The sequence below is a fragment of the Intrasporangium sp. genome (assembly GCF_030452765.1).
Lineage (GTDB): Bacteria > Actinomycetota > Actinomycetes > Actinomycetales > Dermatophilaceae > Intrasporangium_A.
The window spans coordinates 1-21,814 of record NZ_JAKDLO010000028.1 but is presented as its reverse complement, the minus strand read 5'-3'; the positions used below and the strand labels follow the sequence as shown (position 1 = coordinate 21,814).

The 21,814-nt window shown below is 70.5% G+C and carries 19 protein-coding genes and 1 other RNA gene; 14 read left to right on the top strand and 6 right to left on the bottom strand.

Annotated elements, in window-relative coordinates; genetic code table 11:
• Positions 1-100 precede the first annotated feature (100 nt).
• The 5 genes from ftsE to L0H79_RS05620 all read left to right on the top strand — a co-directional run bounded on the left by ftsE (position 101) and on the right by L0H79_RS05620 (position 6,178).
• Positions 101-1,033 (top strand): cell division ATP-binding protein FtsE, encoded by a 933-nt coding sequence (ftsE, locus tag L0H79_RS05640; RefSeq protein ID WP_301483585.1) that lies wholly within the window; start codon positions 101-103, stop codon positions 1,031-1,033.
• A gap of 10 nt (positions 1,034-1,043) precedes the next feature.
• Positions 1,044-1,949: a permease-like cell division protein FtsX gene (gene ftsX, locus L0H79_RS05635; RefSeq protein ID WP_301483584.1), complete on the top strand. Its 906-nt coding sequence runs from the start codon at positions 1,044-1,046 to the stop codon at positions 1,947-1,949.
• Between the two features lie 129 nt (positions 1,950-2,078).
• The gene (locus L0H79_RS05630) at positions 2,079-3,581 is read left to right on the top strand and encodes a peptidoglycan DD-metalloendopeptidase family protein (protein WP_301483583.1); all 1,503 of its coding nucleotides are present in this window, start codon (positions 2,079-2,081) and stop codon (positions 3,579-3,581) included.
• 117 nt (positions 3,582-3,698) lie between these two features.
• The gene (gene smpB, locus L0H79_RS05625) at positions 3,699-4,175 is read left to right on the top strand and encodes an SsrA-binding protein SmpB (RefSeq protein ID WP_301483582.1); all 477 of its coding nucleotides are present in this window, start codon (positions 3,699-3,701) and stop codon (positions 4,173-4,175) included.
• A gap of 32 nt (positions 4,176-4,207) precedes the next feature.
• Positions 4,208-6,178 carry a DUF2207 domain-containing protein gene (locus L0H79_RS05620; protein ID WP_301483581.1) on the top strand — a complete coding sequence of 657 codons (1,971 nt, stop codon included), beginning with the start codon at positions 4,208-4,210 and terminating at the stop codon, positions 6,176-6,178.
• 180 nt (positions 6,179-6,358) lie between these two features.
• On the opposite strand, the gene L0H79_RS05615 is transcribed toward L0H79_RS05620, so the two are convergent.
• On the bottom strand, positions 6,359-9,733 hold the full coding sequence (locus L0H79_RS05615) for a pyruvate carboxylase (RefSeq protein WP_301483580.1): 3,375 nt from the start codon (positions 9,731-9,733) through the stop codon (positions 6,359-6,361).
• A gap of 251 nt (positions 9,734-9,984) precedes the next feature.
• Between L0H79_RS05615 and ssrA the strand changes: the two genes are divergently transcribed.
• Positions 9,985-10,351, top strand: a transfer-messenger RNA (tmRNA) gene (ssrA, locus tag L0H79_RS05610).
• Positions 10,352-10,497: 146 nt separating this feature from the next.
• Here ssrA and L0H79_RS05605 read toward each other — a convergent pair.
• The 3 genes from L0H79_RS05605 to L0H79_RS05595 are packed head-to-tail and all read right to left on the bottom strand — an operon-like array spanning position 10,498 to position 11,959.
• Positions 10,498-10,899: a YccF domain-containing protein gene (locus L0H79_RS05605; protein WP_301483579.1), complete on the bottom strand. Its 402-nt coding sequence runs from the start codon at positions 10,897-10,899 to the stop codon at positions 10,498-10,500.
• Between the two features lie 5 nt (positions 10,900-10,904).
• Positions 10,905-11,300: a thioredoxin gene (gene trxA, locus L0H79_RS05600; RefSeq protein ID WP_301483578.1), complete on the bottom strand. Its 396-nt coding sequence runs from the start codon at positions 11,298-11,300 to the stop codon at positions 10,905-10,907.
• A 44-nt stretch (positions 11,301-11,344) separates the two neighbouring features.
• Positions 11,345-11,959 (bottom strand): SIMPL domain-containing protein, encoded by a 615-nt coding sequence (locus L0H79_RS05595; protein ID WP_301483577.1) that lies wholly within the window; start codon positions 11,957-11,959, stop codon positions 11,345-11,347.
• Positions 11,960-12,014: 55 nt separating this feature from the next.
• Here L0H79_RS05595 and L0H79_RS05590 point away from each other — a divergent pair, with 55 nt between their 5' ends.
• From L0H79_RS05590 to L0H79_RS05565, 6 genes are all read left to right on the top strand, one after another.
• Entirely contained in the window at positions 12,015-12,368 is a 354-nt protein-coding gene (locus tag L0H79_RS05590; protein ID WP_301483576.1) for a VanZ family protein, read from the top strand.
• Between the two features lie 185 nt (positions 12,369-12,553).
• A complete protein-coding gene (locus L0H79_RS05585) occupies positions 12,554-14,635 on the top strand; it encodes a DEAD/DEAH box helicase (protein WP_301483575.1) in 2,082 nt (693 codons plus the stop codon).
• Positions 14,636-14,670: 35 nt separating this feature from the next.
• Entirely contained in the window at positions 14,671-15,231 is a 561-nt protein-coding gene (locus tag L0H79_RS05580; RefSeq protein ID WP_301483574.1) for a YqgE/AlgH family protein, read from the top strand.
• Entirely contained in the window at positions 15,231-16,142 is a 912-nt protein-coding gene (locus tag L0H79_RS05575; protein WP_301483573.1) for a glutamate racemase, read from the top strand. The genes L0H79_RS05580 and L0H79_RS05575 overlap by 1 nt, the downstream gene beginning before the upstream one ends.
• Before the next feature lie 30 nt (positions 16,143-16,172).
• Positions 16,173-16,469 (top strand): DUF3039 domain-containing protein, encoded by a 297-nt coding sequence (locus tag L0H79_RS05570; protein ID WP_301483598.1) that lies wholly within the window; start codon positions 16,173-16,175, stop codon positions 16,467-16,469.
• A 79-nt stretch (positions 16,470-16,548) separates the two neighbouring features.
• Positions 16,549-18,315: a DEAD/DEAH box helicase gene (locus tag L0H79_RS05565; protein ID WP_301483572.1), complete on the top strand. Its 1,767-nt coding sequence runs from the start codon at positions 16,549-16,551 to the stop codon at positions 18,313-18,315.
• A 40-nt stretch (positions 18,316-18,355) separates the two neighbouring features.
• On the opposite strand, the gene L0H79_RS05560 is transcribed toward L0H79_RS05565, so the two are convergent.
• Complete coding sequence (locus tag L0H79_RS05560; RefSeq protein WP_301483571.1) at positions 18,356-18,892, bottom strand: Lrp/AsnC family transcriptional regulator; 537 nt, start codon at positions 18,890-18,892, stop codon at positions 18,356-18,358.
• 113 nt (positions 18,893-19,005) lie between these two features.
• Between L0H79_RS05560 and L0H79_RS05555 the strand changes: the two genes are divergently transcribed.
• Positions 19,006-19,854: an RDD family protein gene (locus L0H79_RS05555; RefSeq protein ID WP_301483570.1), complete on the top strand. Its 849-nt coding sequence runs from the start codon at positions 19,006-19,008 to the stop codon at positions 19,852-19,854.
• 8 nt (positions 19,855-19,862) lie between these two features.
• Here the strand turns inward: L0H79_RS05555 and L0H79_RS05550 are convergent, their stop codons facing one another.
• Entirely contained in the window at positions 19,863-20,714 is an 852-nt protein-coding gene (locus L0H79_RS05550) for a hypothetical protein (protein ID WP_301483569.1), read from the bottom strand.
• 353 nt (positions 20,715-21,067) lie between these two features.
• Between L0H79_RS05550 and L0H79_RS05545 the strand changes: the two genes are divergently transcribed.
• On the top strand, positions 21,068-21,484 hold the full coding sequence (locus L0H79_RS05545) for a DUF6318 family protein (protein ID WP_301483568.1): 417 nt from the start codon (positions 21,068-21,070) through the stop codon (positions 21,482-21,484).
• Positions 21,485-21,814: the final 330 nt, after the last annotated feature.

Sequence of the window (21,814 nt, the reverse complement as noted above, 5' to 3'; positions counted from 1 at the left end):
GGCCGTAGCCTCGTGGGTGGCCCGAGTGACACGCCAAGGTATGCCGCTGAGCCCGGGTGCATGCCCGACCCGTCCTCCCGCTCACGTTAGGTCCGTTCGCATGATCCTCTTCGAGAACGTCACGAAGACCTATCCGAGGACGCAACGGCCCGCACTCGACGAGGTCTCGCTGGAGATCCCCCGAGGAGAGTTCGTCTTCATCGTCGGCGAGTCCGGCTCGGGCAAGTCGACCCTCCTGCAGCTGGTCATGAAGGAACAGGACGCCACCGAGGGCCGCGTCCTCGTCGCCGGCCGTGACCTCGGGCTGCTGCCCGAACGCAAGGTGCCGGCGCTGCGTCGACAGATCGGCTTCGTCTTCCAGGACTTCAGGCTCCTGCCGAACAAGACCGTGTCGCAGAACGTCGCCTACGCGCTGCAGATCCTCGGCGCATCGAGGCCTCGGATCCGCCAGACCGTCCCCGAGACCCTCGAGCTCGTCGGGCTCGCCGGCAAGGAGAAGCGGCTGCCGCACCAGCTCTCCGGAGGCGAGCAGCAGCGGGTCGCGATCGCCCGCGCGTTCGTCAACCGGCCACCGATCCTGCTGGCCGACGAGCCGACGGGCAACCTCGATCCGGGGACGAGTCTCGACATCGTCCATCTGCTCGAGCGGATCAACCGGACCGGCACGACCGTCGTCATGGCAACCCACGACACGGCGACCGTCGACGCGATGCGGCGTCGGGTCATCGAGCTGCACGACGGCGTCCTGGTCCGCGACCAGCAGGCGGGGGAGTACACCACCGGGAGCATCCCGAGGATCCGGGTCGGGGAGCCCGTGCAGGTCGAGTCGGCCGGTTCTGCGACCGGCGCCACCGAGCCCGGCGCCACCGAGCCCGGCGCCACCGAGCCGGACCGCGAGGCCGTCAGCGCGCCGCACGTCGGTGAGCCGACCGACTCGGACGAGCCGGCGCCGGTCGGCCGCGACGCGGATGCTCCTCGCGCCCGTGGCCGCTGGTTCCGCCGGGGCCGCCGCACACCCGTGAGCACCCACTGATCGGGGGACCATGAAGCTGCAGTTCCTGCTCGGCGAGATCGGCAACGGCCTTCGGCGCAACCTGTCCATGGCCGTCTCGGTCGTGATCGTCACGATGATCTCGATGTACCTGCTCGGTCTCGGGCTCATGGGACAGCGCCAGGTCGACACGATGAAGGACTACTGGTACGACAAGGTCCAGGTCACCGTCCTGCTCTGTGCCGAGAAGACCCGCTACACCAACTGTGGTGGCGAGCCGACCACCGACGCCCAACGCGCAGCAGTCAAGGACGAGCTCGAAGCGCTCCGACCGACGGTCTCCGAGATCTTCTACGAGTCGCGTGACGAGGCCTACGCCCGGTTCCGGCAGACGTACAAGAACTCGTCGCTGGCCCGGGCCGGGGAGTCGTACTTCGCCGACTCCTACCGGGTCAACCTGGGCGACCCCAGCAAGTTCGACGTCGTGGCGAGCACCGTCAAGGGGATGCCCGGGGTCGCCGACGTGCAGGACCAGAAGAAGCTCCTGGAGAAGTTCTTCACCTTCATGAACACCGTCTCGTGGTCGGCCATCGCGCTCTCCTCGCTGATGGTCCTCGCCGCCGTCATGCTCATCTCCACGACGATCCGCCAGACGGCGTTCAGCAGGCGCAGGGAGACGGGGATCATGCGGCTCGTCGGCGCCTCGAACTTCACGATCCGGTTCCCGTTCGTCATGGAGACGATCATCGCCGGCGTCGTCGGTGCCGGCCTGGCGGTCGCGATGCTCTGGGCGACCGTCCAGTACGGCGTGACCGGCTTCCTTGCCCAGACGATGACCGAGATCGCGTTCATCGGAGTGACCGACGTGTGGGTCGTCGCGCCGTTCATCATCCTCGGCGTCGCCGGCCTGGCAACGGTCACGTCGTGGGTGACCTTGCGCCGCTACCTGCGGGTCTGACCCGGCTTGCTCTCGAAGGGACGCACCTGACCGAACCGGGCGGCATACCGGTGTGTTCGACCTCGAACACACCATTCGGGGAGGGTGAAGGGTGTTGTCGATGGGTCAGGTGTGGTACCAATGAGACCTATGTGGCCAAAGCTGTGTGGTTCGCGTACCGGTACCCGGCTCACGGCGGTCGGCGTGGCCCTGGCCTGCTCGATGTCGCTGGGTCCCTCGGTCGCCCGCGCCGATGACGTCAAGGACCAGAAGCGGCAGGCAGACAAGCGCATCGCCGCGCTCGGGCAGCAGCTCGAGGGGACCAACGCCAACCTCGCCACCGCCTACGTCAATCTCGAGAAGACGAAGGCCGCCCTCCCGGGCGCCCGTCAACGCCTGGCCAACGCGCAGGCGACCGTCAGCCGCGCCGAGGCGGCCCAGGCCCAGGCCGAGGACACCGAGCGTCGAGCCCTGGCGGCCGAGGCCGAAGCCCGGGCCCACAACGAGCAGGTCGCGCAGAAGCTCGCGGTCGCCAAGGCCAGTGAGGTGCGGGCCAAGGAGCAGCTGAGCAAGACGCAGTCGCAGCTGCACTCCTCTCAGGATGCCCTCGATGCGTATGCGGCCGACGTCTTCCAGAGTGGCGGCACCGAGTCGCAGCTCGGCCTCGTCTTCGGGGACGGGTCCGCCCAGGACTTCGCCGACCGGGTCATCATGGCCGACACCGCCAGCAACGTGGCGAGCGACACCGTCGACCGGCTCGCGACGATACGTGCCGACAACGTCTCGACCCGGGCCTACCTCACCGCGGTCCGTGGCGAGATCGCCGAGCTGAAGCGCCAGGCCGAGATCGCCCTGAAGAACGCCGAGGCTGCTGCCGCGGCCGCGACCCAGGCCAAGGAGCAGGCGATCATCGCGCGGCAGAACGCCGAGACGGCGCGCGCCAACGCCGCGACCGCCAAGACCAGCCTGGACAAGCTCAAGTCGCAGCAGTCGGTCTTCGCCAACGACCTGCAGGCCCGGAAGGCAGACGAGCAGGCCGACCTCGCGGCCGCTCGTGCCGAGTCGGCCCGGTTGAACGCGATCCTCGTCGAACGAGCCCGGCAGGCGCGTATCGCCGAGCAGAAGCGCAAGGCCAGGCTCGAGGCGCAACGTCAGGCCAAGATCCGGGCAGAGCAGCGCAAGGCGGCCGAAGCCCGCAGGAAGGGTCGGAGCTACACCCCGCGGGTACCGCCTCCCGTCGCCTCCACCTCGACCCCCTCGAACTACCTGAGCCGGCCCGCCAACGGCCCGACGACCTCGGGCTTCGGGATGCGCTGGCACCCGATCCTGCAGAAGTGGATGCTGCACGACGGTCTCGACTGGGGCGTCCCGTGCGGTACCCCCGTGTATGCCGCAGCGCCGGGTGAGGTCATCCGGGCGGGCTGGCGCCCGAGCGGGTGGGGCAACCAGGTCGTCATCGACCACGGCATGCACCGCGGAGTCGACCTGGTCACGACCTACAACCACCTGTCCAGCATCGTCAAGTGGGGCGGACAGGTGAACCGCGGCCAGCTCGTCGGCTACTCCGGCACGACCGGCTACTCGACCGGCTGCCACCTGCACTTCGGCGTCTACGAGGACGGCACACCGGTCAACCCCAACACGTGGCTCTGACCCGGGACACCCGCGAGATCGGTACGGAACCCCTTCGCCCTCGGACCCTTCCCAAAGGTAGCGTTTGATGCGCGCGGAAGGTTCGCGCCGGCGGGACGTGACAGGAGGGACATCGCGGTGGCCAAGGAGAAGGGTCGTTCGCTCATCGCGAGCAACCGCAAGGCGCGCCACGACTACCACATCGAGGACACCTACGAGGCGGGTCTGGCCCTGACCGGCACCGAGGTCAAGGCGCTCCGGATGGGTCGGGCCTCCATCGTGGACGGCTTCGCCATGTTCTCCGGGGACGAGCTCTACCTCGAGAACGTCCACATCCCCGAGTACCTGGGCGGCACCTGGACCAACCACGCGCCGCGGCGCCGCCGCAAGTTGCTCCTGCACCGCCAGGAGCTGACCAAGATCGCGAGCAAGACGCGCGAGTCCGGTCGGACGATCGTGCCGCTGTCGCTCTACTTCAGGGACGGACGGGTCAAGGTCGAGATCGCGCTCGCGACCGGCAAGAAGCAGTACGACAAGCGGCATGCGCTCCGCGAGCGGCAGGACCGCCGCGATGCCGAGCGGGCGCTCAGCGCCGCGCGCCGCAGCGGCAGGTGACAGCCATGACCGGCCGGACGAGGAGCGTCACGATGACAGGTTCGACCGCACGCCGGCGGCTGGGACCGGCATCCTCGATGCTCGCCCTCGTCCTCCTCGCGGCAGCTCTCGTGTTCGGCCCGGCGGGGGTGGCCCAGGCGGCCGGCGACGAGGCGATGGAGTCCTTCGACGTTGTCTACGACCTGCAGCCGGACGGCAGCGTCCAGGTGGCTGAGACGATCCGGTGGCAGTTCCCGAGCGGTGAGCAGCGGCACGGGATCTTCCGCAACATCGTGGTCCGGATGGGCGTGGACGACGAGCCGGACAAGTACCGCTACTTCGAGATGAGCGACGTCTCGGTGTCGAGCCCGTCCGGGGCGCCCGCCCAGTTCCGGGTCAGCGAGAACGGCGCGGCCGACGAGATCCGCATCGGCAGCGCCGACCAGTGGACGAGCGGCACCCAGACCTACCTCGTCAAGTACACCCTCCACAACGTGCTCAACCCGATCGAGCAGAACGACACGGTCGAGTTCCACTACAACGTCTTCGGCGGCAACGAGCTCACCCAACGCGACCACGTCAGCGTCACGGTCGACGCCCCAGCCGCCTCTACCGATGTGCTGTGCTTCCGGGGGGAGCCCGGATCGGACACGAAGTGCCAGGCGAAGATGGGCGAGCCCACCACGTTCAGCGCCGACAACCTGACCCCCGGCGAGGCGATGACAGTCATCGCCCAGTACCCCGCCACGGCGTTCGAGGAGCCCCGACCCGACATCCGCGACGGCGGGGTCGACGCCGGCGCGGCCAGCGACGCGGCTCCGGCGGTCAACGCGGCCGCCTACGCCGCCGGGATCGGGGCCCCCATCATCGCGGCCGCCGCCATGGGCACGCTGTGGTGGACCCGCGGACGGGACGAGCAGTACGCCGGCCTGACCCCCGGCCTCACCCCGGAATCGGTCGGCGACAGCGTCGGCGGAGTGCTCGGTATGCCGCCGGCTCCGGGGACGGTCACCGAGACCGACGCGCCGGTGACCGAGCGGAGCCGCAGGCAGACGGTCGCGGTGCAGTTCCAGCCGCCCAAGGGCGTGCAGCCGGGCATGGTCGGCACCGTCATCGACGAGACGGCCAACCCGATCGACGTCTCGGCGACCGTCATCGACCTGGCCGTCCGCGGCTACCTGCAGATCGAGGAGGTCGAGGCCGGCGGCATGTTCACTCGAACGGACTGGACGCTCCACCGGCTGGACCCACCCGCGGGCGACCGGCTGCTGCCCTACGAGAGCGAGCTGCTGAGCGGGCTGTTCAAGGGCGGCGTGACCGAGGTCCGGCTCTCGGACCTGAAGAACACCTTCGCGCAGACGCTCAAGCGCATCCAGGGCCTGATGTACCGCGAGGTCGTCCAGCGAGGCTGGTTCCGCCAGTCGCCACAGACCCAGCGCGCCGTCTGGCAGGGCTTCGGCCTTGTTCTCGCGGTCGTCGGCGGGATCATGCTGTTCTACGGCTGGTCCGCGTTGTCGACCCTGCTCGGCGGTGGCTTCAGCGGCGGCGTGGTCCTCGGCATGGGCCTGATCGTCTCTGGCGCGATCGTCTTCCTGTTCGGGGGCAGGATGGCCGCCAAGTCGGCGGAGGGCTCGGCGGTGCTCGCCCAGTCGCTCGGCTTCAAGGAGTACCTCCTGACAGCGGAGGCGGACCAGATCGCCTTCGAGGAGGCAGCCAACGTCTTCAGCAGGTACCTGCCGTACGCCGTCGTCTTCGGGGTGGCGGACCGGTGGGCCCGGACGTTCGCCGAGGTGGCCCGCGCCGCCGAGGCCGTGAACCAGCCCCTGGTGATGCCGACGTGGTACCTGTGGAGCGGCGTGGCCTTCCCCGACTTCACCAGTATCGCGAGTGGCGTCGACAGCTTCTCGACGACGTCCACGGGTACGTTCACCTCGACCCCGGGATCGTCCGGGTCGTCGGGCTTCTCCGGTGGTGGCGGCTTCAGCGGGTCCGGCGGCGGCGGCTCCTCGTCGGGGTCGTGGTGAGCCGGACGCCTCGTGGGGTAGGGCGAAGGACATGGCTCGCGCCGAGACCGCCGACCTGCTGGCCCCATACCGCCGGAAGCGTGACTTCACCCGCAGGTCGGAGCAGTGCTGGCTCGCGACCAGCACCTGCCGAGGTTGCGCTGACCGGATGAGCTCGTCGTCAAGGGGCGTGCCTCGACCTCAGCCGATCACCGCGATGAGGTCGCCGCCCTCGACCTGCCGGCTCTCGCTGAGCGTGACCCGGCTCACGGTGCCCCCGGTCGGGGTGGTGATGTTCGCCTCCATCTTCATCGCCTCGATCGTCGCGACGACGGTGCCCGGCTCGAGGCGGTCACCCTCTGCCACCGTGACGGTCACGGCGCCGGCGAACGGCGCCGCGACGTGGCCGGCGTTGGCTGGGTCGGCCTTCTCCACCGTGGCGATGGTGACGTCGGCGGAGCGGTCGCGCACCTGGACCGGCCGAAGCTGTCCGCTCACTGTGCACATGACCGTGCGCAGGCCGCGCGGGTCGGTCTCGCCGATGGACTGCACGCCGACGATGAGTCGCTTGCCGGGCTCGATCTCGACGTCGTACTCGTCACCCGGCTCGAGGCCGTGGAGGAACTCGGTGGTGTCGAGGACCGACAGGTCGCCGTAGGCTTCCCGCGCCGCCTCGTAGTCCCGGGCCGGGCCGGGGAAGAGCAGCCGGTTGAGCGTGCGGCGCGGGGCTGCCTCCAGCTCGGCTTCCTGCTCCGGGGTCAGCGCCGCCAGGCGAGGCTTGGCCACCCGGCCCGCGAGCGCCTTGCTGCGGAACGGCTCCGGCCACCCGCCCGGGGGGTCGCCGAGCTCGCCCTGCAGGAATCCGATGACCGAGTCGGGGATGTCGTAACGCTGCGGGTTCGCCTCGAAGTCGGCCGGGTCCGCGCCGGTGCCGACGAGCGCGAGGGCGAGGTCGCCGACCGCCTTGCTGCTCGGGGTCACCTTGACGAGGTTGCCGAGGATCCGGTTCGCGGCGGCATACATGTCCTCGATCGCCTCGAACCGGTCGCCGAGGCCGAGCGCGATCGCCTGCTGGCGCAGGTTGGACAGCTGGCCGCCGGGGATCTCGTGGACGTAGACCCGTCCGGTGGGCGACGAGAGGGCCGACTCGAACGGCCGGTAGAGGCGGCGCACCGCCTCCCAGTACGGCTCGAGGGCGGACACGTTCGTCAGGTCGAGGCCGGTGGGTCGGTCGGTGTCGTCGGTCGCCGCGACCAGGGCTGACAAGGACGGCTGGCTGGTGGTGCCGGCCATCGTCGCGGTCGCCGCGTCGACCGCGTCGACCCCGGCATCGATGGCAGCGAGCAACGTGCCGATCTGACCGCCTGCCGTGTCATGGGTGTGCAGGTGGACCGGCAGGTCGAAGCGCTCGCGGAGCGCGGTGACGAGCCGGCTGGCGGCCGGGGCACGCAGCAGCCCTGCCATGTCCTTGATCGCCAGGACATGGGCGCCCGCCTCGACGATGTGCTCGGCGAGCTCGAGGTAGTAGTCGAGCGTGTAGAGCCGCTCGCCGGGGCTCGTGAGGTTGCCGGTGTAGCAGAGCGCCACCTCGGCCACGGCGGTGCCCGTCTCGAGGACGGCCTCGATCGCCGGGCGCATCTGCTCGACGTCGTTGAGGGCATCGAAGACCCGGAAGATGTCGATGCCGGCCCCGGCCGCCTCCCGGACGAAGGTCGTGGTGACCCTGGTCGGGTACGGGGTGTAGCCCACCGTGTTGCGGCCGCGCAGCAGCATCTGGAGCGGGATGTTCGGCATCGCGCCGCGCAGGGCGGTGAGCCGCTCCCACGGGTCCTCGTGCAGGAAGCGCAGCGCGACGTCGTAGGTGGCGCCGCCCCAGGCCTCCATCGACAGCAGCTGAGGCGTCAGGTGCGCGACGTGGCCGGCGACCTGGAGCAGGTCGCGAGTGCGCATCCGGGTCGCGAGCAGGGACTGGTGGGCGTCGCGGAAGGTCGTGTCCGTCACGGCGACCTCGGTCGCGGCCCGCAGCGCGCCCGCGAAGCCGGCCGGGCCGAGCTCGAGCAGCCGGTCGCGAGAGCCGCTCGGCACCGCAGCGTCGGACAGCTCGGGCAGCTTGGTGCTGGGCCGCACGGTCGTGCCGGCCCGGCCGTGCGGCTGGTTCACGGTGATATCGGCCAGGTAGGTCAGCAGCTTGGTCGCCCGGTCCGCCGGGACCCGGGCGCGAAGCAGCCCGGGTCGCTCGTCGATGAAGGATGTCGTCGCCTGCCCCGCCTGGAAGACCGGGTCGTCGAGGACCGCCTCGAGGAACGGGATGTTCGTCGAGACGCCGCGCACCCGGAACTCGGCCAGCGCCCGACGCGCCCGACGGACCGCCAGGGGGAAGGTCCTGGCCCGGCAGGTCAGCTTGACGAGCATCGAGTCGAAGTGTGGCGACACCTCGGCCCCGACGAACACCGTGCCGCCGTCGAGCCGCACCCCGGACCCCCCGGCCGAACGGTACGTCGTGATGAGGCCGGCGTCGGGGCGGAAGCCGTTGGCCGGGTCCTCGGTCGTGATGCGGCACTGCAGGGCGTAGCCACGGGTCCGGATGTCCTCCTGCCGCAGACCGACCGACGCGAACGTCTCGCCGGAGGCGATCTGCATCTGCATGACGACCAGGTCGATGTCGGTGACCTCCTCGGTCACCGTGTGCTCGACCTGGATGCGCGGGTTCATCTCGATGAAGACATGGCGCCCGTCGCGTCCGAGCAGGAACTCGACCGTGCCGGCGTTGACGTAGCCGATCGAGGTGGCGAAGCGCACCGCATCGGCGCAGATCTGCTCGCGCAACGTCGGGTCGAGCGACGGGGCGGGGGCGATCTCGATGACCTTCTGGTGACGTCGCTGCAGCGAGCAGTCCCGCTCGTAGAGGTGCAGCACCTCACCCGTGCCGTCGGCGAGGACCTGGACCTCGATGTGGCGAGGGTCGACGACGGCCTCCTCGAGGTAGAGCGTCGGGTCGCCGAAGGCCGAGGCCGCCTCGCGCTGCGCGGCCTCGAGCGCCGCAGCCAGCGCCGCCGGGTCGTCCACCCGTCGCATTCCGCGACCACCGCCGCCCGAGACGGCCTTGACGAAGAGCGGGAACCCGACCTCGCCGGCCGCTGCCTCGAGCTCGGCCCGGTCCGCGGACGGTGCCGAGCCGCCAAGCGTGGGCAGCCCCGCCTCTCGAGCCGCGGCGATGGCCCGGGCCTTGTTGCCGGCCAGGTGCAGGACCGAGGCGGGCGGGCCGATGAAGGTGATGCCGGCTGCCTCGCAGGCCGCGGCCAGGTCAGGATTCTCGGACAGGAAGCCGTAGCCCGGGTAGATGGCGTCGGCCCCCGCCTCGACGGCCTTGGCGACGATGCCCTCGTAGTCGAGGTAGGCGCGGACCGGGTGCCCCTCCTGCCCGATCTGGTACGCCTCGTCGGCCTTGAGCCGATGCTCGGACATCCGGTCCTCGTACGGGAACACCGCGACCGTCCGCGCACCGAGCTCGGTCGCGGCGCGGAAGGCCCGGACGGCGATCTCACCACGGTTGGCGACCAGGATCTTGCGGAACATGTGACCTCCGGGGTCGGGGATGCGCCGGCTCGCCGGTCTGGCGACCGCTCGCCAGCCTAGGACGAGCAAGCCGGTCGGTCGCGCGGCCACCTCGATCTGAGACGACGTCGGACGCTGCACGCCACCCAGGGGGCGGCCAGCGGCGCCCCGGCGCGCGCCATACGGGAATCTCGTGGACCCCTGCGACGTTCCTGAGTCATACTGTGATCTCGCAGCTTGACAAGTGCACAGCGTGACGTGGTCACCCGCATGGGGGTGATCGGTTTCGACGGTGGTCGACTCGCCAGGGTAAGCGGGCCGAGGATGCAAGGTCATCTCGTCAACGCTCCTTGCAAACCAATAGGTGCCAACTCAAAGCGCACCGACTTCGCCCTCGCCGCCTGAGCGAGCCCCGAAGTCCGTCAGCCTGAGGTAGTTTCCGACTCAGTGCCTGGCGTCAGCTAGGAAACTTGCTGCGTCGTCATGTTGGGGGACGACGTGGGACTCTTACTCAACTGGGCCTGTCAGGGAACGTGTGCGCGCGAGCCCTGGGGCCGAGAAACTCCCTAGCGCACTGCGCCCGGAGAAGTCCTGGTCTCTCGTCATCGGACGCGGGTTCAATTCCCGCCACCTCCACCATTCTGTGGTGGCCACGTCACGCTGTGCAGCGAGCGCGACAGGCGCACCCGGGCCCTGTCCGGGTGCGCCTTCCTGTCGTGTATGCCGCCGTCCGTGTGTATGCCGCCGTCCGCAGTGGCCGGGCATGCTCGCTCAGGGCCCGACAGTCACGGACCGAAACCGGCTGCGCTCCGGCCCGTGGTCGGCACGATCTGCTTGCCCAGGGGGAAGAGCGAGACGGGGATCAGCTTGAGGTTGGCCAGGGCCAGCGGGATGCCGATGATCGTGATCGCCTCGGCGATCGCGGTCACGATGTGGCCGAGGGCCAACCACCAGCCGAAGATGATGACCCACAGCACGTTGCCGATCAGCGAGCCGGCGCCCGCTCGGGGCGCGGGAACGACCGTCCGGCCGAAGGGCCACAGCGCGTAGAGCCCGATCCGGAACGCGGCGATCCCGAACGGGATCCCGATGATCGTGATGCAGGCGATGACTCCCGCGAGCAGGTAGAGCAGGAAGAGCCAGAAGCCCCCGAAGACGATCCAGATGATGTTGAGGATCAGGCGCACAGACGTCAGGCCTTCGACGTGCCGCTGCCGCCGGCGGCAGTCTCGGCGGCGAGCTGCTCCTTGATCGGGGCCATGTCCAGGCCCTTGACCTGGACGATGACGTCCTGGAGCGCGGACTGGGGCAGCGCACCGGGCTGGCTGAAGACGAGCACGCCGTCCTTGAAGGCCATCAGCGTCGGGATCGAGGTGACGTTCGCGGCACCGGCCAGCGCCTGCTCGGCCTCGGTGTCCACCTTGCCGAAGACGATCCCGTCGTTCGCGTCCTCCGTGGAGGCGGCGTCGTAGACCGGGGCGAACTGCCGACACGGGCCGCACCAGGAGGCCCAGAAGTCGACGAGCACGATCTCGTTGTCGAGAACGGTCTTCTCGAAGGTCTGTGCGGTCAGGTCAGTCGTTGCCATGCCTCTGGCAACGGATCGCCCGACGGGGCTATTCCGGATGCCGCTCAGCCCAGCCTCCAGCGGATCGTCACCGTTGCGTGCAGCTCGAGGTCACCGCCCTCCATCGGCATCGCCGCGGTGTCCCGCGCGGCGAGGGCCATCCGTGGCATCGGGACCGGCACCGCCCCCGACTCGGCCACCTCGAGAACCTCGCCGAGGTCGCTGCCGGAGAGGGCGGCATACTGCTCTGCCTTGTCCTTCGCGTCGGCGAACGCGGCGTCCCGTGCTCGGCGCAGGCCCCCCGACCGGTCGGCCACGTCGAGCCGCACGCCGTCGACGAGCAGCGCGTTGCCGACGCCCGACGCCGCAGCCTCGAGGATCGTGCCGACCAGGTCGAGGTCGCGCACGACGACACCGAGGCGCTGCTCGGCGGTGAACCCGACCGCGCCGCCGGTGTTGTCGAAGCGCTGGTGCACATTTGTGTCGATCGTGCGGATGTCGCCGTCCGCGACCCCGTGCTCGCGCAGCAGCGACCCGACGGTCGCAACCTGTGCCGCGGCTCCGGACAGAGCACTCGCGACCTCCGGCGCCTCGTGCCCGACCCGCAGGTCGAGCCGGACGACGTCGGGTGAGACCGAGGCCGTGCCGGAGCCGATGACGGTGACGCTCTGCTTGCCCATGATTCACTCTCTCGACGTGGGTGCTCTCGGGCACCGTACCTAGACTGACCGCGCCATGCTGAGACTTCGCGTATACCTGTCTGTCGCCGTCGCGGCTGGGCTCGTGGTGCTGCATCTGTGCGTCCTCTACTGGCCCGTCGTGACCGTGCAGGGCCCGGTGAGCTGGAGCGACAAGGTCGTGCACGTGCTCGTCTTCGCCCTGCCGGCCTTCGCCGTAGGGTGGGTCTGGCGCCGCATCTGGCTGACCGCCATGATCTTCGGGGCGCACGCGGTCGTGAGCGAACTCGTCCAGGCCCTTCTGCTGCCGGGCCGCTCGGGTGACCCGTGGGACACGGCCGCCGACCTCATCGGGGTCGGCGTGGCCGTCGTGGCGCTGCTCGTGGTCAGGAGGCGTGCGCAGCACTGGTAGGATTGGCCCTCGGTCCGCTCTACACCCGGCAGCGCCTTGTGCGCCGCCTTGGCGGACGTCACCACCGGACGGCACAGGAGCCGCCGGTCCACATGGCACCGCACTGGTGCCTGAGGCTCGTCTTGCACGGTCGTGTACTCACGGCTCGAGACGTGTCTGCTCGAGTTGAAGTGAGCTGAATACGCATGCCCAAGAAGCCTGCCTCCGGCACGGCCAAGAAGGCCCGCTGGACCCCTGCCCAGAAGAAGGCCGCGCGGTCCGCGGCCCAGACGCCAGACTCGCGCACCAGGCAGCCGCGCCGCGGTGCCTCCGCAGGTCCGGGCACCAGCCGACCCGCCCACCACGCGCGAGTCGAGCGCGACGACCGTCGTTCGTTCGACCGACCAGACGAGCGTCGCGACTCGTGGGAGCGCCGGGATGACCGGCCCCGTCACGACCGCCGGGATGACCGCCGTTCGTTCGACCGCCGGGATGACCGGCCGCGTGACGACCGCCGGGATGACCGCCGTTCGTTCGACCGCCGGGATGACCGGCCCCGTGACGACCGCCGGGATGACCGCCGTTCGTTCGACCGCCGGGATGACCGCCGTTCGTTCGACCGCCGGGATGACCGGCCCCGTCACGACCGTCGTTCGTTCGACCGACGTGACGAGCGTCGTTCGTTCGAGCCGCGCGATGACCAGGCGCGCCAGGGCCGCCCGGAGCGCCGGGAGGGCCCGGAGCACCGCCGGTCGTGGGAGCGCCGCAACGACCGGCCACGCTCCGCGCAACCGCGAGGGCGGTTCGACCGGGTGGAGGAGCACCACGACGCCGAGGCGGAGCGCCTCGAGGCGGACACCTGGACCAAGGCGACCCGCACCCCCGTCAGCGACGGCCCGGTCGAGGTGGCCGAGGACAACGGCTTCGCCGCCCTCGGCCTGCCCCCGCGTCTCGTCGAGCGCCTCGCCCGCGACGGCATCACGCAGCCGTTCCCGATCCAGCAGGCCGCCATACCGGACGCGCTCGCCGGTCGTGACGTGCTCGGCCGTGGCCGGACGGGCTCCGGCAAGACGCTCGCGTTCGGCCTGCCCACCATCGTGCGGCTCCTGCAGGCCGGTACCGACCGGAGCGCCCGGCGCCCCCGTGCGCTCGTCCTGGTCCCGACCCGCGAGCTGGCCATGCAGGTGTCCGACGCCCTCGAGCCGCTGGTGCACGTCGTCGGACTGCGCCACAAGCTCGTCGCGGGCGGGCTCAGCTACACGACCCAGATCAACGCCCTCAACAAGGGCATCGACCTGCTCATCGCCACCCCGGGCCGGCTGAACGACCTGCTCGAGCGTGGCGCCGTCGAGCTGGACGAGCTCGCGATCGCAATCGTCGACGAAGCGGACCACATGGCCGAGATGGGTTTCCTGGCCGAGATCACGACGATCCTCGACCGCATCCCGGCGGGAGGGCAGCGACTGCTCTTCTCGGCGACCCTCGACCATGGCATCGACGGTCTCGTCGAGCGGTACCTGACCGACCCCGTCGTGCACTCCACCGACGACGTGACGGCCTCGGTGGAGACGATGGAGCACCTGGCCCTCCTGATCGACCCCGTCCACAAGAAGCCCGTCACTGCCGAGCTCGCGAACCGGGCCGGCCGCACCCTGGTCTTCTGCCGCACCAAGCTCGGCGCCGACCGGGTCGCCCGCCAGCTGCGCGAGCAGGGTGTCATGGCTGCCGCCCTGCACGGGGGCCTGACCCAGGGCGCCCGCAACCGCGTCCTCGGCGCCTTCCGGCGCGGCACGCTCCCGGTTCTCGTCGCCACCGACGTCGCGGCCCGGGGCATCCATGTCGACGACATCTCGCTCGTGCTGCAGACCGACCCGCCCGCCGACCACAAGGACTACCTGCACCGGTCCGGACGTACTGCCCGCGCGGGCGAGCGTGGCACCGTTGTCACCCTCGTGCTGCCGCACCAGCGCCGTACGGTCGAGCGCCAGCTCGCCGACGCGGGAGTCGACACCGCTCTCGTCAAGGCGCGACCCGGCGACGCGCTCATCGCGGCGACCGGCGCGAGCGAGCCGAACGGCATACCGATCGACGAGGCGGACTACACGCGGCTGCTGGAGGGTCCGAAGAAGCGTCGCCCGCAGGGTGCCCGCGGCCCACGGCAGCACCGGCCCGGCCGTCCGTACCACGGTGAGGGCCGCGCTGACCGTCACGGTGACAGGCGTGGCGACCGGCGGCCGGCGCGCGAGCGCAAGCTCGTCGACCGCTGGGGCGAGGACGCCACTGCCTGACGGGCTACCGGCAGCTCGTGTGGAAGGCTTGGACCGTGAGTCCGAGCTTCCGCACCGGTCGCCTGCTCGTGGCCACGCCGTCCGTCGAGGGCGACGTGTTCCGAAGGTCGGTCATCCTCATGCTCCACCACAGCGACGACGGCGCGCAGGGTGTCGTCCTCAACAAGCCGCTGACCGCGCCCGTCGACTCGGTCCTGCCCGGCTGGCAACGAGTCGTCACGGCTCCGCCCGTCCTCTTCCAGGGCGGGCCGGTCTCGACCTCGTCGGCGCTCGGTCTGGTCACCGTCCCGGGTGACCAGGCCGAGCCGCTGGGGGTGCAGCGCCTCTTCGGGTCCATCGGGCTGGTCGACCTCGACGTGCCTGCTCCCGTCGTCGAGGCCGAGCTGGCCGGCATGCGGATCTTCGCCGGCTACGCCGGCTGGTCCGACGGCCAGCTCGAGATGGAGATCCGGCGGGGCGACTGGTACGTCGTCGACTCCGAGGTCCACGACGCCTTCACGTCCGACCCCGACAGCCTGTGGCGCGCCGTCCTGCGCCGCCAGCGCGACAGCCTCGCCTTCGTCGCGAGCTTCCCCGACGACCCCGCGATGAACTGATGGATGGCGCTCACCCCGCGCCCCGGAGCGGGCGACCTGCCGCTCGGGTGGCCCTCGTCGACTCGGGGGTCGGTCTCGTCGCCTACGCCGACGCACTCCTGGCGTTGCGGCCGGACCTCGGCCTGATCCTGTCGATGGACCCGGACCACATGCCGTACGGACCCCGGACCCCCGAGCACGTGCGCCACCTCATCCTGGGCTCCGCCCGGGCCTGTCTGCCATACCAGCCGGATGCGCTCGTCGTGGCCTGCAACACGGCATCCGTGCACGGTCTGGAGGCGTTGCGCGCCGCGCTGGAGCCGCAGCTCCCCGTCATCGGCACCGTCCCGGCGATCCGGCCGGCAGCCATGACCGGTGGTCCGGTCGCGGTGTGGGCAACCCGCGCCACGACCGGGAGCGACTACCTGCGCGGCCTGGTCGACGCCTTCGCGGCGGACATCGAGACCCATGCCGTGACCGCGAACGGTCTCGCCGAGGCCATCGAGCGCGGCGAGCTCGACGGGGTGGACGCCTGCATCCGGGAGGCGGCGGCGGCGACGCCGCCGGTGAAGGCGCTCGTGCTCGGGTGCACGCACTATGGGCTCGTCGCCGACCGGATCGCCGAGGCTCTCGGGGACGTGAGGATCTTCGACTCGCCGGTGGCGGTGGCGCGCCAGACGCTGCGGCGCCTCGGCCTGGAGCCTGACGCTGGGGGATCGGGCGCTGCGGGATCGGGCGCTGGGGGATCGGGCGCTGCGGAGTCGGTCGGCGGGGTCGAGGCCGTCCTGCTCAGCGCGCGGCCGGGGGAGCTGCCGGAGGCGATGCTCGCCTACCCGGCCGGCCGGCGCCTCGCGGCGCACCGCCTCACGCCCGTCGAGCGGGCCCAGGCCGCCAGTCGAGCGGGACGGAACGGCCGGCGTCGAGATGTCTAGACTCGAGGGATGAGCGAGACGCCGCTGGGCATGCCACCTGACCCCTCCGAGGCCGAACCGCTGCCGCATCGTGCCGCCACCACGACGATCGAGCGTGAGGAGGTCCACGAGGAGCTCTACGAGCCCGGCGACCACGAACGCTTCTCCCACTACGTGCGCAAGGAGAAGATCCTCGAGAGCGCGCTCTCCGGCGAGCCGGTCGTGGCGCTCTGCGGCAAGATCTGGGTCCCCAACCGAGACCCGCAGAAGTTCCCGGTGTGCCCCGTGTGCAAGGAGATCTACGACGGGCTGAGGGCCCCGCAGGACGGCGGGGACGGCGAGTCTTGAGGACACGAGCGCGGAACGAGCGAGGCCCGGAGGGGCTCAGACGTCAACGCCAGAGGGCACGGCGAGTCCTGACTGCCCGATGAGCTCAGGCGCCGCATTCCACCTGCCACCCGCCTTTCCTGAGCGGGCCGCATGGGGCACCGCGAGCAAGCTGCGGGCCTGGCAGCAGGCAGCCCTAGACCGGTATCTCGCTGCCGACCAGCGCGACTTCCTCGCTGTCGCGACCCCCGGCGCCGGCAAGACCACCTATGCGCTGCGCGTCGCGACCGACCTGCTCTCGCGGCGGATCGTCCAACGCGTCACGGTCGTCGCGCCCACCGAGCACCTCAAGACGCAGTGGGCCGATGCCGCGGCCCGGGTCGGCATCAGCCTCGACCCGCGGTTCAGCAACTCCGTCGGCCGGCACAGCGAGGACTACCACGGCGTCGCCGTCACGTACGCCCAGGTCGCCTCGAAACCGGGCCTGCACCGCGAGCTGACGACGACCCGGCCGACCCTCGTCATCCTCGACGAGATCCACCACGGGGGTGACAGCAAGAGCTGGGGCGACGGCATCCGGGAGGCCTTCGAGCCCGCCACACGTCGGCTGGCGCTGACCGGGACGCCGTTCAGATCGGACAGCTCGCCGATCCCGTTCGTGCGCTACGAGCTTGACACGGCGCTCGGGTCCACGGCCGGGCTGGTCAGCTCGAGCGACTACACGTACGGCTATGCCGAGGCACTCCGTGACGGTGTCGTGCGCCCGGTGCTCTTCCTCGCGTACGGCGGCACGATGCGCTGGCGCACGAGGATGGGCGACGAGGTCTCCGCGAGCCTGGGTGAGCCGATGACCAAGGACGCCGTCGCGCAGGCCTGGCGCACTGCCCTCGACCCGAAGGGTGAGTGGATCGCGGCCGTCCTCGCCGCAGCCGACACGCGGCTGACCGAGGTGCGGCGCGGGGTGCCTGACGCGGGCGGGCTCGTGATCGCCTCCAACCAGGCCCAGGCACGCGCGTATGCCGCTCGGCTGCGTGCGCTGACCTGCGAGCCTCCCAGCGTGGTGCTGTCCGACGACGCCGACGCCTCGGCACGGATCGAGGCGTTCGCGGCCGGCACGGCCCGTTGGATGGTCGCGGTCCGGATGGTCTCCGAAGGCGTCGACGTGCCGCGTCTTGCGGTCGGGGTGTATGCGACGTCGACCTCTACGCCGCTCTACTTCGCCCAGGCGGTCGGCCGGTTCGTCCGGGCCCGGCGCCGCGGGGAGACCGCCTCGGTCTTCCTGCCGTCCGTGCCGGTCGTCCTCGACCACGCCGCCCGGCTCGAGGACGAGCGCGACCACGTCCTGGGCCGCCCGCCGGACCCGCAGGAGGCGGCGGCGATGTGGGCCCAGGAGCAGTCGCTGCTCGACGAGGCCGACCGGCAGGCCCCGGCGGTCGGGCTCGACGAGGGCGCCTTCGAGGCACTCGAGTCCAAGGCCCAGTTCGACCACGTCCTGTTCGACAAGCAGCAGTGGGGCCTGCACGCCGACGTCGGCTCCGAGGACGAGCAGGAGTACCTCGGCCTGCCCGGTCTGCTCGAGCCGGACCAGGTCGAGTCGCTGCTGCGCGAGCGGCAGCGCAAGCAGGCCCGCCGGGCGCCCCGGGAGGCCGACCCCGCCCCGGTCGCCGCGCACCGGGCCCTGGCCGCCAAGCGGAAGGAGCTCAACAAGCTCGTCTCGGCCTATGCCAGGCAGAAGGGCTACCCGCACGCCAACGTGCACCTGGACCTGCGGCGGGTCTGCGGGGGACCGGACCTCGCCGCCGCGACCTCCGACCAGGTTGTGGCGCGGATCGAGACGATCCGTGCCTGGCTCGTCGGCCGGCGCTGACCGCCGCTGGAGGAGATGGGCCCGACGCGCCGGCCGGTCATCACTGGGGTCGCTGGTCTTCGGGGCGCCTGGTGGCGGTGGAGTGCGCGGAGGTCTCCTCGAGGAGGCGCTCGACGAGCGGGACCGTCCGGTGGCCGATCCGGGTCTCGAGGGCGATCGCCGTCGAGGCGCGGGTCACATGGGTGTCGTCGATGACCCGGTCGAGGACGCGCTGCAGGTCGGCGTTGTCCCGGCCGACGATCCGGATCAGCAGGTCACCCGACCCGGTGATCGTGTTCGCCTCGAGGACCTCCGGGATCGCCGACAAGTGCTCGATGACCGGCTCGTGGCCCTGCCCCTGCCGGATCTCGAGGGTGCAGAACGCGGTGACCGGGAAGCCCAGCGACGCCGGGTCGACCGGGGGAGCCATGGACGGCAGAACCCCGGCGGCCTGCAGCCGGTCGAGCCGCGCCTGCACCGTCCCCCGGGCTACACCGAGCCGCCGGGAGGCACCGAGCACGCCGATGCCGGGCTCGCGCAGGATGAGCAGGAGGATCCGGCAGTCGAGCTCGTCCACCGAGCGGGGCGCGTGAGGCATGGGCCCAGCGTCCAGCATCGGGCGGCATACGGACAACACGGCGCGCACGGCCCCCACGTGGCGGCCCGCGAACATGTGCGGGCGGCGGCGTCTGACATGGCAGAGTTGGAGGCATGAGCCAACAGCCGTCCGGGTGGTACGACGACCCGACCGACCCCGACCTCCTGCGCTACTGGGACGGGGTGACCTGGACCACGCACACCGCGCCGAAGAAGTCGCCGACCGCCTCGCAGTCGACGATCGGCCTGCCGCAGCAGCCGACGACGCCGGTGCCGTCGGGCAGCGGATGGCAGGACCGTCCGGGACACGGCGCATCCGGATACGGTCAGGGCGGTCAGTATCCCTACGGCCAGCAGAGCCAGCCCGGGCTCCAGCAGACGCCGCAGTACCAGCAGGCGCCGGGCGCCGCGTGGATGCACGCTGGACCGACGACGAGCGACGGCGTGCCGTTGGCCTCCTGGGGGCGCCGTCTCGCGGCGTGGATCATCGACGGCATCGTCATCGTGGTCATCTCCGGAATCCTGATCAACCTCTTGGTGCCGAGCTATGCGCAGATGCTCGAGGACATCATGAAGGCGATGGACAGCAACGATCGTGAGGCGATCAACACGATCATCGTCAACAGTGCCGGCACCGTGTTCCTCGTCGCACTGCTGTCCTACCTGATCGCGAGCGTCTACGCGATCGCCTGCTGGGTGACGACGGCACAGACGATCGGCAAGATGGCACTGAGGATCAGCGTCCGTCGCACGGACCGGCCCGGTCCGCTCGACATCGTCACGGCGATCAGGCGGCGGCTGCTGGCCCTCCTCTCGGTGATCCCGGGCGTCAGCGCGTTCTACTCCATCGTCCTGCTCCTCGACGGGCTGTGGCCGCTCTGGGACGAGAGACGTCAGACCCTGCACGACAAGATCGCCAGTACCCAGGTCGTCGTCGGTAAGCAGCCCCGTCAACCGCGCTGATCGGCGCGTCAGTGGATGAGCCCGAGGGCGGCGAGCTCGTTGATCGGCTCGAGCACTCCACAACAGCCATAGGACGTGAAGCTCGAACGCAGCCGGACGACCTGCTCGGCGTCGAGGGTCGCAAGGTGCTCGACGAGCAGCTCGGACCGGGTCTGCCTCAGCACGCCGGCAAGCTGCGTGGCCTTGGCGCCATCGAGTGCCTCGTGCGTGGCGAGCAGGACGTTGACGAGCCCGTGCATGGGCTTGCCCTTGTACTCGCCGCGAATCGCGTGGTGCAGGCCTCCGGTCAGCTTGAACGCCAGGCCACGCTCGATCGCTTCGGACAGGAACGCGGCCAGCGTCGCTTCGTCGGGCCACGCCCAGGCGGGGGTGGGTCCGGTGCGGAACTTCGCGATGACTGCGGCGCCCTCGTCGACGGCGGCACCGATCTCCTCGAGTCCCTGCCGTTGCTCACCTCCGAGGCGGACCTCCACGACGAGGGGAAGCCCGAGGCCGAGGGCCTGTCGCCAGCTCGGGTTCCAGCCGAGCTCACCGCCGGTCAGGCGGACCCGGGGCTCGTCGCCGAGCAGGTCGACCGCGTCGAAGAGCGGCTCCATCGGGCTGTCCGGGCGTACGACGAGCCCGACCGGCAGCGGCTCCGCGCTGGCTCGCTCGTCCTTGGCGGCGATCCGGGCCAGCTCGCCCGCCGAGGTGGCCGGCACGAGCAGCGGGCCGACGCAGGCCGCATACGGGTGGGCGCGGCGGGCCAGGTGCTCGTCGACGGCGACGTCGAGCGGCGCCAGCCCGGGCGGGAAGACCGCGGCGTCATCGACCAGCCCGGCGAGCAGGGCCGGCGCCTGCGGCGGTGCAGCGCCTGACATGACAGGCAGGGTACTCCTTCGTTCGGGCGGCGCCCCCCGACCTGCTGAGGGTTTCTGGTTGTGGACAGCCGCAGCGCACCGATGTGCCGATATGGCAGGGTTCGTGAGAATGTTTGGTCCTGCTGCGATGCGATACAACGGGGGAGCCGATGGTTGCGACTCGAAGGTTGATGCCGTATGCCGCTGTGCTGGCTGCCGCTCTGACGCTGGCGGCTTGCTCGGGCGCAGACACTGATCCGGTGGACCCGCCAGGGTCGCCGACGAGCGTTGCCACGTCTGCGCCGACCACGAGCACGAGCAGCGCCCCGACGACGAGTGCGAGCAGCGCGACGCCGACCAAGACCGAGGACCCAGTGGTCGCCAAGATCCCCAAGGAGGCACAAGCGGAGACACCGAAGGGCGCGGAAGCGTTTGTGAGGTTCTACTTTGACCAGCTGAACGCAGCTTTTCGTGAAGGGGACCCGGGGCTGGTTGAGGGCCTGACGACGCAAGAGTGCATCGTCTGCAACGCGATGTTGGAAGGCGTCAAGGATGTCAGGGCCAAACAACAGAGGTATGACTCCGACCTGATCACCGTGAAGAGCGCGTCCGTGATGGACTTTGTGTCGAGCAATCGTCGGGTGCTGGTTCAGGCGAAGCAGAACCCTGTGAGGGTCCTGGATGCCAAGGGTGGGATCGTCGAGACGGCGCCGAAGGGTTCCGGAAGTTACGTGGTCTCGCTGGAGCATGAGGGTCATTGGCGAGTTACTCGGCTACAGGAGGCCAAGTGAGGCCGCGTCGAACCTCGGTGACCCTCCTCTTCGTCGCAGTGCTCATCGCACTTCCTTCCGGGCGCGCGGAGGCAAATCCGAGCCAATGTCGGTTCCTGACAACATGCAAGACCTCCGAGCAGGCCGTTGATGTGGGCCTCACCCGCAAGGAGGTCTTGGGCCTGCCGAAGTTCCCTGGTGACAAGGGTGGCGCGGTCGTTGCCGCGGGCAAGAAGCGGCCGGTGTACGAGTACCGCACGTTGGCCAACTGTTACCAGGCCAGACCTGACTCACCGACGGAGGGGGTCACCTGCATGGCGGCGCTGCGGACCTGCCCGGAGGACACGGTGG

Bases quoted from the DNA above. Each gene is read 5' to 3' on its own strand.
- ftsE (WP_301483585.1), top strand. From the start codon at position 101: ATGATCCTCTTCGAGAACGTCACGAAGACCTATCCGAGGACGCAACGG.
- ftsX (WP_301483584.1), top strand. From the start codon at position 1,044: ATGAAGCTGCAGTTCCTGCTCGGCGAGATCGGCAACGGCCTTCGGCGC.
- L0H79_RS05630 (WP_301483583.1), top strand. From the start codon at position 2,079: ATGTGGCCAAAGCTGTGTGGTTCGCGTACCGGTACCCGGCTCACGGCG.
- L0H79_RS05620 (WP_301483581.1), top strand. From the start codon at position 4,208: ATGACAGGTTCGACCGCACGCCGGCGGCTGGGACCGGCATCCTCGATG.
- L0H79_RS05615 (WP_301483580.1), bottom strand. From the start codon at position 9,733: ATGTTCCGCAAGATCCTGGTCGCCAACCGTGGTGAGATCGCCGTCCGG.
- trxA (WP_301483578.1), bottom strand. From the start codon at position 11,300: ATGGCAACGACTGACCTGACCGCACAGACCTTCGAGAAGACCGTTCTC.
- L0H79_RS05595 (WP_301483577.1), bottom strand. From the start codon at position 11,959: ATGGGCAAGCAGAGCGTCACCGTCATCGGCTCCGGCACGGCCTCGGTC.
- L0H79_RS05590 (WP_301483576.1), top strand. From the start codon at position 12,015: ATGCTGAGACTTCGCGTATACCTGTCTGTCGCCGTCGCGGCTGGGCTC.
- L0H79_RS05585 (WP_301483575.1), top strand. From the start codon at position 12,554: ATGCCCAAGAAGCCTGCCTCCGGCACGGCCAAGAAGGCCCGCTGGACC.
- L0H79_RS05575 (WP_301483573.1), top strand. From the start codon at position 15,231: ATGGATGGCGCTCACCCCGCGCCCCGGAGCGGGCGACCTGCCGCTCGG.
- L0H79_RS05570 (WP_301483598.1), top strand. From the start codon at position 16,173: ATGCCACCTGACCCCTCCGAGGCCGAACCGCTGCCGCATCGTGCCGCC.
- L0H79_RS05565 (WP_301483572.1), top strand. From the start codon at position 16,549: ATGAGCTCAGGCGCCGCATTCCACCTGCCACCCGCCTTTCCTGAGCGG.
- L0H79_RS05560 (WP_301483571.1), bottom strand. From the start codon at position 18,892: ATGCCTCACGCGCCCCGCTCGGTGGACGAGCTCGACTGCCGGATCCTC.
- L0H79_RS05555 (WP_301483570.1), top strand. From the start codon at position 19,006: ATGAGCCAACAGCCGTCCGGGTGGTACGACGACCCGACCGACCCCGAC.
- L0H79_RS05550 (WP_301483569.1), bottom strand. From the start codon at position 20,714: ATGTCAGGCGCTGCACCGCCGCAGGCGCCGGCCCTGCTCGCCGGGCTG.